The organism is Gordonia sp. NPDC003424, from assembly GCF_053588655.1.
In genome coordinates this window covers 17,171-29,698 of the sequence record NZ_JBSFQJ010000008.1, presented here as the reverse complement: position 1 = coordinate 29,698, position 12,528 = coordinate 17,171, and the positions used below count along the sequence as shown (strand labels likewise).

The window sequence follows — 12,528 nt, the reverse complement described above, 5'->3', positions numbered from 1 at the left end:
TTGCTGAGAGGGTGACCATTCCACAAGGTATGTTGATTTCGTAAGTTATGTGAACAATGAATAGCCGTGGATATTTCCGCGATCAGGAAGTCGGTCGTGTGGTGGTCGGCGTTTCCGGTGGGCCGTCGATTGTTGGCGTTATCGAATCGGTGGTTTCGGTTTCCGATATCCCCACCAATGACGCCGGAGCCCGGTCCGTGGCATTGATCGTGCGGTAAACCGTTGCGGTGACTGCGAATCCGGTGTTGGAGTGGGAATCGAGGCAGAACAATCCCGAGGTGTCGGCGAGGCAGGAAAACCGCGATATCGAAATGGTGTGCCCGTAGTCGAGGATTGAACTGCGGAACAGAACGGGATGAAGATCGGCGCATGCGCCGTGCCGGGGACCCTCGGTGCTCAGGGTCACAAGATTGGCCGCCCACGTACACGCCGTCGGCGTGTCGGATGGTCGCCGTCCGGCAGGTGATTGGGTGTTCAGGCGGCAGGCGAGGCTCCGAGAGCCATTTGTGCCGACCGAACAGTTGATCGCGCGGTCGGCTGTGGAGAAGTGATAGCCGGATACGTTCTGGAGTCGGGAATTCGGTGTGACCGATCCTTGGCGATAGCGCGAATTGTCGACGCGCGGGGCCAACGCGATCACTCGTCCGATTGTCCAATCCGGCAAGTCCGGCGCCACGCCGGTGTCGGAAATGTCGTCGGGAGTCGAAGTCGTGGTCTCCGGGGCGGATTCTGTCGAGAGCACATCGGTGGGTGGCAGGACGATTTGTGACGGCCGGGTATCCGTCGACAGGGAGCACGCCGTGGCCATCGCGGCGACGATGACGGTCAGCATCGCAGCGGCACCGATGCGCGCCGACCGGCCGCGGACGTGTCCGTACCCTTGCACTGTGTCGACCCCCAAGATCGTGTTGTTCTACGTGTTCACACCCCTGCCCGACCCCGACGCCATCCGGCTGTGGCAGCAGGCCCTGTGTGAACAGCACGACCTGACGGGCCGGATCATCGTGTCACCCCACGGGATCAACGCGACGGTCGGTGGCGACATCACCCGGGTGAAACGCTACGTCAAGGCCACCCGCGGGTATCCCGCGTTCAAGAATGCGGACATCAAATGGTCGGACGGGACCGGGCACGATTTCCCCCGGTTGTCCGTGCGCGTCCGCCCCGAGATCGTCACGTTCGGCGTGCCGGACGAAGTGCGGGTGACCGCCGACGGCGTCGTCGGCGGAGGCGATCACCTCACGCCGGCCCAGGTACACGACCTCGTCGATCGTCGCGGGGACGACGTCGTGTTCCTCGACGGCCGCAACAACATCGAGGCGCAGCTCGGCCGGTTCGCCGGGGCGGTGGTGACCGAGGCGCAGAGCACCCGCGACTTCGTGCCGATCCTCGACAGTGGCGCGCTCGATCACCTCAAGGATCGTCCCGTCGTGACCTATTGCACCGGCGGTGTGCGGTGCGAGGTGCTGAGCAGTCTCATGCGTGCCCGCGGGTTCGGCGAGGTCTACCAGATCGACGGCGGCATCGTCCGGTACGGCGAGGAGTTCGGTGACGACGGGCTGTGGGAGGGGTCGCTCTACGTCTTCGACGAGCGGATGACCGTCGACTTCTCCGATCATGCGAAGGTCGTCGGGACGTGCGCGAGATGTGGTGCGGCCACCAACGGCGTCGCGAACTTTCCGGATGCCCTCGGCCGCGAACTCGCCGTCCTGTGCCCCGACTGTCAGACGGCAGTCGCGCGATGACGGGTCGCGACCCGGTCCCGGTGGTGCTGGTCGCCGGTTTCCTCGGCGCCGGTAAGACGACGCTGCTCAACCATCTCCTGCGCACCGCATCGGGGACGCGAATCGGTGTGCTGGTCAACGACTTCGGCTCGATCAACATCGACGCCATGCTGATCGCCGGGCAGGCCGACGGCACCGTCAGCCTGGCGAACGGGTGCATGTGCTGCACGGTCGACAGCGACGGCGTGCAGGCGGCGCTCGATCGCCTCGTGCGGCCCTCGGCGGGAATCGACGCCATCGTCATCGAGGCGAGCGGGATCGCCGAACCACGGGCACTCATCCGCATGATCACCTCGATCGCCGACTCCCGGATGCGCTACGGCGGGCTGGTGTACGTCGTCGACGCGGCCGGATTCACCGCCGTGCGTGACTCGCATCCCGAGATCGATCGGCATGTCGGGCTCGCCGACCTAGTGGTCCTCAACAAGGCCGATCGCGTCGACGGGACACGTCTCGAGGCGATCCGGACGCTCATCGGCGAGCTGAACGACACGGCGCCGGTGGCGGCGACCACCGAATCGGCCGTCGACCCCGAGTTGTTGTTCGACCGGATCGACCGGGCGCCCCGGATCGCGCGGTCCGGCCAACTGACCCTCGACGACCTGTTCGCCGAGTGCGCCGGGGACGACCACCGGCCCGGCGAGGGGCACGGGCACGCTCATCTGCACGACGCCTATCGGTCTGTCGAGTTCGTCACCGACCGCCCCATGGACCCGCGGCGGCTCGCCGGATTCCTGGAACGGCCACCGATCGGGTGCTACCGGATCAAGGGAGTCGTCGCCTTCGACGTACCCGGCCACCGGCAGAAGTTCATCGTGCACGCGGTCGGGGGTTTCGTCCGTGTCAAGCGCCGTCCTTGGGGGTCGCAACCCCGCGGGACCAGCATCGTCGCGATCGGCGTGGGTCTCGACGAGGACGCTGTCACACAGTGCCTCGAGGCCGCCGTCGACGTGGGTCGTGACGACGAACACGGCATCCTGAGCATCACCCGTCACGTGATCACAGCTCCCTAACGGTTTGCTCCGCCGCAGGTCGCGAATTTTCCAAAACCCCACCGGCCTGTTTCACTTGTTACAAAAGTGACTTATGTGACCAGTGTTGCATCTTGGAAGGGGGTGCGGCGTCGCACGCACCGCGAGGTGATCGATGCCCGACAGGCGATGACCCAGACTCTGATGAGCCGGCGGAAACGTGTGACCGTTGCCATGATCTCCGCGTTGACCGTGGTGACCGGAACGATGGCGGCCACCACCGTCACCGCGCCGACGGCCGCGGCCGCGCCGACACCGGCCGGCACACTGCTCGTCGGCAAGACCGTCTTCCTCGACCCCGGACACCAGGGCAGTGCCGCAGGCCATGCGCTCAACGCACAGGTGCCCGACGGGCGCGGCGGCAAGAAGGACTGCCAGACCACCGGAGCGACCGCCGTCAACGGCGTGCCCGAGCACACCATCGCCTGGCAGATCAGCCAACTCGTGAAGGCGGGCCTCGAGAGCCAGGGGGCGCGGGTGCTGCTGAGCCGGCCCGACGACACCGGATGGGGCGGGTGCGTCGACCAGCGTGCCGCGGCGGCCAGCAAGTCGGGAGCCGTGGTGTCGGTCAGTATTCACGCCGATTCGACAGCAGTCGGCGCGGATGCGGGCAAAAAGGGCTTCCACATGATCGTGCCCAGCCTGCCGATCCCCAACGCAACAGCCAACCGGGTGCAGGCCGGCGACGGGCGCAAGGCGTCGTCGTTGATGCGCGACGCCTTCGTCAAGGCGGGGTTCCCGCCGGCGAACTACGCCGGGGTGAACAACGGGATGCAGACGCGCAGCGACATCGCCGCGGTGAATCTCACCACAGTGCCTGCGGTGTTCATCGAGATGGGGAACCTGTCCAACCCGGCCGAGGCGGCCACGCTCACGGGCAAGGACGGTCAGCTCAAGTACGCGATGGCGATCACCAACGGGATCCTGAACTTCGCCCGCGGCGCCGCCGCGCCCGCCCCGGCACCCGCACCTTCCGCGCCCAACGCGGCGACACCGCAGGCCACGACCCCGCAGTCGACCACGCCGGACGACCCCGACGCGGGCCTGTCGGCGGTCATCCCGTTTGTCCAGAAGCTGCTGGGGACCGAGGACCCGGCCGCGATCGCGCAGCTGCTGCTCGGTGAGGGACAGGATGTGTCCGCGCAGGTGCTCAAGGCGATGCTGCCGATCATCTATGCACTGTTCGGTGGCAAACTGCCGTTCTGAGCTCGCCGACCTCGCCGATCCGGCGGAGATGTCTAGGGTGGTGTCATGCGTATGAAGGTGATCAGGGACCTGTTCGTCATGGACACGCCCGTACCGAGCCTCCGGTCGCGCACGGTGTTGATCACCGGCGCGGCCAGTGGCATGGGTCGCGCCACCGCACTGGCGGCCGCCGCGGAGGGGGCCGATCTGGTGCTCACCGATTTGCGGGCGGCGCCGCTCGACGCCGTCGTCGAGGAGATCACCGCGTCCGGCGGCAACGTCGTCTACCACCAGGCCGGGGACATCTCCGACTACGACTGGGTGCGTTCGTTCGCCAATCAGGTCGACCTCGAAGTCGGTGTGATGGACGTGGTGATGAACATCGCCGGGGTGTCGGTGTGGGGCACCGTCGACAATCTCGAGCACCGTCACTGGCGCTCGATGGTCGACGTCAATCTCATGGGGCCGATCCACGTCATCGAGTGCTTCGTCCCGCAGATGATCCACCGGGGACGCGGCGGGCACCTGGTCAACGTGTCGTCGGCCGCGGGGCTCCTCGCGTTCCCATGGCACGCGGCCTACAGCGCCAGCAAGTACGGTCTGCGCGGGGTGTCCGACGTCTTGCGGTTCGACCTGCGCCAGCACGACATCGGCGTCTCGCTCGTGTGCCCGGGTGCGGTGAATACGCCGTTGGTGGACACCGTCGACATCGTCGGCGTCAACCGTGCGGATCCGCACGTGACAGCGCAGGTCAAGCGGTTCCACAGCATCGCGGTGAGCCCCGAGAAGGCCGCCGCGGCCATCCTCAAGGGTGTCCGGAAGAACCGGTACATGGTCTACACCTCGTTCGACGTGCGTTTCGGCTACTGGTGGGCGCGAAAGTTCGCGCTGCCCTACGAGATCGTGATGCGCCTGCTCAACGTGGAGTTCGCCCATCTGGCCCGCGTTGCCAACAGCAAGTCGAAAGAGGAGTCGGACCGCACGCGCGTCGACGGCTGAGATCCGGTGCCGGATGCCGTGTACCGGAAACATCGGCGGGAGGTGCCGACGGACTTCTTCCGGGCCGAGGCGGCAGGCTTGCGGTGGCTGGCCGACGCGGGCGGCCCGGTCGTCACGGTGATCGACGTCGGTGACCACCACATCGATCTGCAACGCCTCACCACCGCGCCGCCCGACCCGATGGCGGCGCGGGCGTTCGGTGCAGACCTGGCCCGGATGCACGACGCCGGTGCACCTGCGTTCGGCAGCCCGCCCGACGGATACCGGGGCCGGCAATACATCGGGGACCGACCGCTGAGCTCGATCGCCCACGAGCGGTGGGGCGAGTTCTACGCGGCCGACCGGGTGACGCCCTACCTCGCGCCCGCGATCGACGCGGGATTCCTCGGACCCGACGACGCGGCGGCGACCAGGCAGGCATGCGCGGTGATCGCCGACGGGGTGTTCGACGACGGTGACCCGCCGGCCCGCATCCACGGCGACCTCTGGACCGGCAACGTGCAGTGGACGCACGACGGCGTGGTGATGATCGATCCCGCCGCCCACGGCGGGCACCGGGAAACCGACCTGGCGATGCTCGCGCTGTTCGGGTGTCCACATCTGGGTGAGGTCATCGCCGGCTATCAGAGCGCACATCCGTTGCGCGCCGGGTGGCAGGAACGGGTGCCGCTGCATCAACTGCACCCGCTGGCGGTGCATGCCGCCGGCCACGGTCCGTCCTACGGCACGGCACTGGGCCGGGCGGCGCGGGTGACCCTCGCGCTCGCCGACGGGTATCGATAGAGTCCCGCAGCGTGACACCCGACCGTTCGACCCTGATCGTTGCCGCCACTCGGGCCGAGGCCAGGTACGTGCCACCCGATGCGCGGCTGCTGGTGACCGGGATCGGCAAGGTACGTGCCGCGATCGCCCTCACCCGCACGCTGGCAGGGGCCGCGGACGACCCGATCACCGAGGTCATCAACATCGGCACGGCCGGGGCGCTCCACGATCACCACGCGGGACTGTTCCTCCCGTCGGTGGTCATCGAGCACGACATCAGCAGCACCGAACTCCGGTCGATGGGATATCCGGTCGTCGACCGCTGGGAGTACTCCGGCGGCGACGGGACGGTGCTCGCGTCGGGGGACACCTTTGTCGCCGACCCGGGGCTACGCGCGCAGCTCGCCCGGCGAGCCGACCTCGTCGACATGGAGGGCTGCGCGGTGGCACAGGTGAGCGCCGATTTCGGCATCCCGTGTCGATTCGTGAAGGTCGTCAGCGACGGTGCCGACGAGGGTGCGATGGACTGGCCGTCGTTGGTCGACGCCGCCGCTCGCGACCTGGGGGAGTGGTTGACGGGCGAGGCCGGATGAGCGGTCAGCCGCGGCTGCGCGCCCGGGTCGAGTTGTATCCGTTCACCGCGCCCGGACGCGCCGCGGACTGATACTCCGGGCGGTCGGCGGTCGGTCGCCGACGCGGCGGTGGCGGCGGGGCCACGTCGATGGCCTGGATCTGCTCGCCCGCTTCGGCACGCAGCACGGCTCCCGCGGTGGCCCGTTTCTTGGCCGGTTTCGGCGTCGTCACGGGTGGGGTATCGACGGCGACCCCGGTGTCGACGGCGTCGGCCTGCGGGGGACGCGCCGGGCGCTGGCCGGCGGCGGGTGGCTTCCGCTTGCGTGGGCGTTCGGGAACCTGGGCGGTGTCCGTCTTGGCCGGAGCCTTCGTGGTGGCCGCCTTCGCGCCGTTCGTCCTCGTCGTCGACCGGGTGGCGTCGGCGGGACGTTTACCGGTACCGCGCGGGGCCGCCGCCTGGGGGCCGGCCTTCCGCGCGGCGGGGGTGGCTGCTTTCGCATCGGTCGTCGACGGTCGTTTGGGTTCTGGTGCGGTCCGGTCCCGGGTGAGGTACCACCGTGCGAGCACGAGTCCCAGGGTGACCAGGAAGGTCAGGGCCATCCACGGGAAGCTGTTGGCGATCGGCAGCAAGACCTTGAAGATCAGGCTCTTGAGGCCCGACGATGCCGCATCGCTGTTGAGTCCGTAGAGGGTGATCACCCCGACCAGGAAGGCGATCAGCGGTGGCTGTGCCGCGGCGGTGAACAGCGCGCGGCGCCGGACCGCGAGGGCGGCGACGACGCAACCGAGCAGATAGCAGAACTTGAACACCGCACCGAGGCCGTCGCTGGTGTTCGCGTCGATCGCCGCGCCGATACCGGTGATGACCGTGGCCACCAGGACTGCCCCCCACCAGGGAAGACCTCGGACCGTGGGCAGCACAGATTGCTCGTCCACGGGGACGGCAGAACGCTGTCTGGGGGCTGAAGGCACATCTAGACGTTACCGGGTCTCTTGCAGAAAACCCTTAACCATCGGGTGATGTTGCCCATTGGTCTGTCCCGGCCCGGCGCGCGACGATGTCGATCGGGGTGAGCGTCACATGCTCGGGCTCGCCGTGCAGTGCGTCGAGTTCGGCGAGCTTGCGTGCGGTCACCCCCACCCGCGCGTCGACGACACCCACGGTCGAGTTGAACGACTCGACCGCGCGCCGCAACGAGCCGCCCAGACGATCGAGGTGGCCGAGCACACTGCCGAGCCGGTGATGCAGTTCGGTGCCGAGCTGATGGATCGTCGCGGCGTCGCGGGCCATCGCGTCGTGTCGCCACCCGAGGGCGACCGTGCGCAGCAGCGCCACCAGGGTGGACGGCGTCGTGAGGACGACGTTCTTGGTGAATCCGAGTTCGATGAGGTCGGCGTCGCTGCGGACCGCGGCCTCCAGCACGGGGTCGCTCGGCAGGAACAGCACCACCATCTCCGGCGTGTTCTCGAACGCCGACCAATACGCCTTCGACGACAGATGGGTGATGTGGGTCCGGACCGCCCGGGCGTGGTCGGCGAAGAGCCGGTCGGCGGTGGCCGGGTCGTCGGCGTCGATCGCGGACAGATAGGACTGCAGCGGCACCTTGGCGTCGACGACGATGCAGCGCCCGCCTGCCAACCGGATCACCATGTCGGGCCGGATCGCGGCGGTGTCGGTCTGCGCGGACACCTGGGTGGCGAAATCGCAATGCCGGGTCATGCCCGCCAGTTCGACGACGCGCTCGAGCTGCAGCTCCCCCCATCGACCGCGCACCTGCGGGGTGTGCAGTGCGTTGCTCAACGCGCGTGTCTGCTCGGTGAGTGCCGTCGATACGGCGTGCATGCCTCGAACCTGCTCGGTCAGGCCGGCGTAGGCGCTGACCCGGTGGTGCTCGGTGCGGCGCAGTTCGTCGGAGAGCTGTCCGAGCACCGTGCGCAGCGGGTCCACGATGTGCGCGACCTGGGCGCCGATGGCCGTGGACTGTCGCCGGGCGGCATCCTCGCTGGCCGTCGACAACGATCGGGCGGTCAGGTCCCGGGCGGCATGCAGGGCGTCGAGTTCGGCGCGGGCCGCGGCGAGGCCGGCCGCCGACCGCGACGCGTGCGCCAGCCATCCGATGAGGACGCCGACGGCGACCCCGACGAGCACCGCGACCATGACTGAGATGTCCATGGCCGACATGGTGCTCGACGGGTCCGACAGGATTACTCCGCGGCGCCGTCGGCCGGCGGTGCCTCACGGGCCAGCAGGGACTGCTTGATCGGCAGTCCGTAGCGGAATCCGCCCAGTGACCCGTCGGTGCGCAGGACCCGATGGCACGGAACGAACAGCGCGGCCGCATTGCGCGCACATGCCGAGGCGGCGCCGCGGATGGCGCGCGGCGCTCCGGCCAACTCGGCGAGCGTGCGATAGCTGACCGGGGCGCCGGGCGTGACCGTGCGCAGGACCGTCCACGCATGTTCGAGGAACGGGCCCGAGTGCTGCACCACCTCGATCTTGTCCAGCGCCCGGAACTCGCCGTCGTAGTACGCCGTCACGGCGTCGCGCACGCAGGCGAGGTCGTCGGTGGGTGAGAGGGTGTCGGGTCGGATCGAATGGTGGATCAACGCCGTGAGGTAGGTCGGGTCGTCGGTCCAGCCGGAGGCGAGGACTCGCTGCGCGGAGTCGGCGACGACGGTGAACGGGCCGTCGGGTGTGGCGAGGGTGGTCCACGCCGCGGTGGTGTCCTCGGGCGAAGTGGTGGCAGACATGAGTGACCTTTCGTCGGCGCCGGAAGGGATTCCGGCGGATGGTGACCTGTCGAGAAGTGGGCCCGCGTGTCTCATCGCGTCATCGTCGGAGCACCCGTCGTCGCTGTGGGTCCCAGGATGCCCTCGACCACCGACAGTCGGTGTCGCCACAGGTGCATCGAGGCGTACGACCGCCACGGCGCCCAGTGGGTCGCCCGCGATCGGAGATCGATGCCGAGATCGTCCGCGGACCGGGACACCACGAGATCGGTGTCGAGCAGGATGTCGGGATCTCCGGTGATGCGCATCGCGACGTAGTCGGCGGTCCATCGACCGACGCCCGGCAGGGCGAGCAGGGTGGTCCGCAGGTCGTCGGCCGTGCATCCGGCGTGCAGGTCGATTCGGTGGTTCGCCAACGCTTCTGCGACGGTGATGACCGCAAGCACGCGACGTCGGGGACCGGTCAGGACCTCGTGCCCACGTTCGGCGATGGTCCCCATGTCGGGGAAGAGTCGCCAGCCGCCGGGCGGCGGATCGTCGTCGGGCCAGTCCACCGGGTCGCCGAGCGCCGTCGTCAGACGCGCCAGGTGGTGACGGGCGGCCTTCACACTGATCTGCTGGCCGATCATCGTGCGGATCAGGGTCTCACCGGCATCCGTCGAGCCGGGTACGCGAAGGCCGGGTGCGATGTCGACGAGCGGTGCGAGCAGCGGGTCGGCCGCGAGTGCCGCATCGGCGCTCTCGGCATCCGCGTCGAGGTCGAGGAGCCGGCGGACACGGTTGACCGCGGTCCCGAGGTCACGCATGTCCAGATGGGCGAGCTCGGCGACGATGTGACCGTCGGCGGGGCGCAGCGTCACCAGGGCCGGGGCGTGCGGGAGCCGCATCGTGCGGCGACAACGCCACCGCCCGTCGCCGAGGTCGTCGACGAGTTCCGTGCCGGCGACCGCGTGACCGGCCAAGAACCAGCGCAGCCAACGAGTGTCCAGGGGCGGGCGGTAGGCCAGCCGCAGCGACACCCCGCCGGCCGGTCCGGGCACGCGTGTGGTGGCCGACGGCAGGCGGCGCAGTTGGGTGGGGGTGAGGGCGAAGACGTCGCGGACGGTGTCGTTGAACTGGCGTACGCTGCTGAATCCGGCGGCGAAGGCGATGTCGGACATGGGCATCGACGTGCACTGGATGAGGATGCGCGCGGTGGACGTCCGGTGCGCGCGGGCCAGCGCGAGCGGTCCGGCGCCCAGTTGGGCGGTGAGCACCCGGTTGAGGTGTCGGGGGGTGTAGCCGAGGTGTGCGGCCAGGCCGTCCACTCCGGAGCGATCGACCACGCCGTCGGCGATCAACCTCATCGCCCGCGACGACAGGTCGGCGCCGGCATTCCAGCGTGGCGACCCCGGTACCGCGTCGGGCGCGCAGCGCCGGCACGCGCGGTAGCCCTGCTGCTGGGCCGTGGCCGCGCTGACCACGAACGCGACGTTCTCCCGTCTCGGCGTCTGTGCCGGACACGATGGGCGGCAATAGATACCGGTGGTGCGCACCGCCACGAAGAACTGGCCGTCGAACCGGGTGTCCCGCGAAGAGAGCGCGCGGTAGCAACGGTCGAAGTCGAGGACCTCGCTGGTTGACGTCATCGTGTTCACCCCACCACACTGACATCCTTCCGGCCGGCGTTCTGGCGGAAATCGGACGTCGCTGCGGCACGTCGTTCGTCTTGACGATTTTCCGTGACGGAGGTAACAGTCCCTGGCACCATGGGGGCATGGATACACCGTTTGGTGACCGACAATGGCGTCGGAACCACCAACTTCCCCTGTCGGAATTCCCGGCGTGGGGGTTGGAGATCATGATGGGCCTGTACGGACCGGAAACGGTCAAGTCGATTCGCGCGGAGGAGGAAACCGGCGCGGCCGTACCCGACGCGGCCCCCGAGGCCCACCGGCCGCGGCTGACCGACGGTGCCTGGCACCAGCGACTCGACAGTTACACCTGGGCGTCGGACCCGACTCGCGGCAATGTGACCTCCACGCGCCGTCATCCGACCGCGCCGCGGCATGTCGAACCGATGACCCCGATCTCGATTCAGATCGAGGCGGTCAACCAGTTGGTGCACTACCTCGAACGCAAGTTCAAGCGGCACTGACCGGCGCGAACGGGCGCTTGCCGCGTGACATGTCGGCCGAGTGTGTGACGATCTCTGCGTGACAAACGAATCGGGTGAATCCGGTGGCGCGCACACCGAAGCCGGGCACTTTCCGAGCCGTGTGCAGGTGGTCCTGTCCGGACTGAGATCGACATCGGTCGTCAGTCTGCAGTTCGTGCTGGTGATCGCCGCTTTCTGGGTGCTCGTCTGGGTGCTGGGCAAGCTGTGGGTGATCCTGCTCCCGGTGCTGTTCGCGATCATCGTGTGCACCGTGCTGTGGCCGCCCGTGCGGTGGATGCGCGGCCGAAGTGTGCCGGCGGCGGCTGCGTCCCTGGTGATGATGCTCGTGGCGATCGGTGTTCTCGCGGGCGTCATCAGCATCATCGTGCCCTCGATCGTGCGACAGGCACCCGAACTCGCCTCCCGCGCCACCGACGGCATCCGCCGCCTTCAGGACTGGGTCCAGGGGCCGCCGCTGAACATCAAGGACGAGCAACTCGACAACATCGCGAACACGGTGACCGACAAGCTCCAGTCCAGTGCGTCGACCATCGCATCGGGTGTGTTCAGCGGGGTCGGCACCGCGACGTCGTTGCTGGTCACCCTTTTCACCGCGTTGATCCTGGTGTTCTTCTTCCTCAAGGACGGTCCGAAGTTCGTCCCGTGGCTCGACCGGACACTCGGCAAGCCGTCCGGCACGCACGTCGGTGAGGTTCTGCTGCGGATGTGGACCACCCTCGGTGGTTTCATCCGCACGCAGGCACTCGTCAGCCTCGTCGACGCGTCGTTCATCGGGCTCGGCCTGTTCATCCTGCAGGTGCCGCTCGCCGGGGTGCTCGTCGTCATCACGTTCCTCGGCGGGTTCATCCCGATCGTCGGTGCGTTCGTCGCCGGAGCGCTCGCGGTGCTGATCGCGCTGGTGTCCAACGGTCTGACGACGGCCTTGATCGTGCTCGGCATCATTCTGGCGGTGCAGCAACTCGAGGGGAACGTGCTGCAGCCGTGGCTGCAGTCGAAGTCGATGGATCTGCACGCGGTGATCGTGCTGTTGTCGGTCACCCTGGGCGGCACGCTGTTCGGCATCACCGGGGCGTTCCTCGCCGTGCCGGCGGCCGCCTCGCTCGCGGTGGTGTTGCGCTACCTGAACGAGCAGGTCGCCGAGCGGGCCGGGGAGACACTGCCGCCGGCGGGCACACCGGTCTCCGCGCACGTGGGTGTCCCCGACGACGATGCGCCGGCCGATGCACCGGCCGACGACCCCGGCACATCGACCGATTCCTGACCGCGCCGACGGTGCCCGCCACCCGGTGATCACCGGCCGATAGAC

General features: G+C 68.5%; 13 protein-coding genes. 8 read left to right on the top strand and 5 right to left on the bottom strand.

All coding sequences use genetic code 11. The annotated features are described in order from the left end of the window. Positions 1–82: 82 nt before the first annotated feature. A complete protein-coding gene (locus tag ACWDTI_RS13535) occupies positions 83–832 on the bottom strand; it encodes a hypothetical protein (RefSeq protein ID WP_449738611.1) in 750 nt (249 codons plus the stop codon). A 55-nt stretch (positions 833–887) separates the two neighbouring features. Here ACWDTI_RS13535 and trhO point away from each other — a divergent pair, with 55 nt between their 5' ends. From trhO to ACWDTI_RS13505, 6 genes are all read left to right on the top strand, one after another. Then, positions 888–1,745: an oxygen-dependent tRNA uridine(34) hydroxylase TrhO gene (gene trhO / locus ACWDTI_RS13530; RefSeq protein ID WP_449738610.1), complete on the top strand. Its 858-nt coding sequence runs from the start codon at positions 888–890 to the stop codon at positions 1,743–1,745. Further along, positions 1,742–2,797 carry a CobW family GTP-binding protein gene (locus ACWDTI_RS13525; protein ID WP_449738609.1) on the top strand — a complete coding sequence of 352 codons (1,056 nt, stop codon included), beginning with the start codon at positions 1,742–1,744 and terminating at the stop codon, positions 2,795–2,797. The genes trhO and ACWDTI_RS13525 overlap by 4 nt, the downstream gene beginning before the upstream one ends. Before the next feature lie 147 nt (positions 2,798–2,944). Then, positions 2,945–4,021 carry an N-acetylmuramoyl-L-alanine amidase gene (locus tag ACWDTI_RS13520; protein WP_449738608.1) on the top strand — a complete coding sequence of 359 codons (1,077 nt, stop codon included), beginning with the start codon at positions 2,945–2,947 and terminating at the stop codon, positions 4,019–4,021. 45 nt (positions 4,022–4,066) lie between these two features. Beyond that, positions 4,067–4,999 carry an SDR family oxidoreductase gene (locus ACWDTI_RS13515; protein WP_449738607.1) on the top strand — a complete coding sequence of 311 codons (933 nt, stop codon included), beginning with the start codon at positions 4,067–4,069 and terminating at the stop codon, positions 4,997–4,999. A 6-nt stretch (positions 5,000–5,005) separates the two neighbouring features. After that, the gene (locus ACWDTI_RS13510) at positions 5,006–5,782 is read left to right on the top strand and encodes a fructosamine kinase family protein (RefSeq protein ID WP_449738606.1); all 777 of its coding nucleotides are present in this window, start codon (positions 5,006–5,008) and stop codon (positions 5,780–5,782) included. An 11-nt stretch (positions 5,783–5,793) separates the two neighbouring features. Beyond that, positions 5,794–6,354, top strand: coding sequence for a nucleosidase (locus ACWDTI_RS13505; RefSeq protein WP_449738605.1), 561 nt, complete (start codon positions 5,794–5,796; stop codon positions 6,352–6,354). Between the two features lie 4 nt (positions 6,355–6,358). Here ACWDTI_RS13505 and ACWDTI_RS13500 read toward each other — a convergent pair whose 3' ends face one another. From ACWDTI_RS13500 to ACWDTI_RS13485, 4 genes are all read right to left on the bottom strand, one after another. Further along, complete coding sequence (locus tag ACWDTI_RS13500) at positions 6,359–7,270, bottom strand: DUF6542 domain-containing protein (RefSeq protein ID WP_449738604.1); 912 nt, start codon at positions 7,268–7,270, stop codon at positions 6,359–6,361. Positions 7,271–7,340: 70 nt separating this feature from the next. Continuing rightward, complete coding sequence (locus ACWDTI_RS13495) at positions 7,341–8,516, bottom strand: DNA recombination protein RmuC (protein ID WP_449738603.1); 1,176 nt, start codon at positions 8,514–8,516, stop codon at positions 7,341–7,343. 23 nt (positions 8,517–8,539) lie between these two features. After that, positions 8,540–9,085 (bottom strand): methylated-DNA--[protein]-cysteine S-methyltransferase, encoded by a 546-nt coding sequence (locus ACWDTI_RS13490; protein WP_449738602.1) that lies wholly within the window; start codon positions 9,083–9,085, stop codon positions 8,540–8,542. Positions 9,086–9,156: 71 nt separating this feature from the next. Next, positions 9,157–10,692: a DNA-3-methyladenine glycosylase 2 family protein gene (locus ACWDTI_RS13485; protein ID WP_449738601.1), complete on the bottom strand. Its 1,536-nt coding sequence runs from the start codon at positions 10,690–10,692 to the stop codon at positions 9,157–9,159. A gap of 128 nt (positions 10,693–10,820) precedes the next feature. On the opposite strand from ACWDTI_RS13485, the gene ACWDTI_RS13480 reads away from it, so the two are divergent. Further along, positions 10,821–11,201 (top strand): hypothetical protein, encoded by a 381-nt coding sequence (locus ACWDTI_RS13480; RefSeq protein ID WP_449738600.1) that lies wholly within the window; start codon positions 10,821–10,823, stop codon positions 11,199–11,201. 58 nt (positions 11,202–11,259) lie between these two features. Next, positions 11,260–12,483 carry an AI-2E family transporter gene (locus tag ACWDTI_RS13475; protein ID WP_449738599.1) on the top strand — a complete coding sequence of 408 codons (1,224 nt, stop codon included), beginning with the start codon at positions 11,260–11,262 and terminating at the stop codon, positions 12,481–12,483. Positions 12,484–12,528 lie beyond the last annotated feature (45 nt).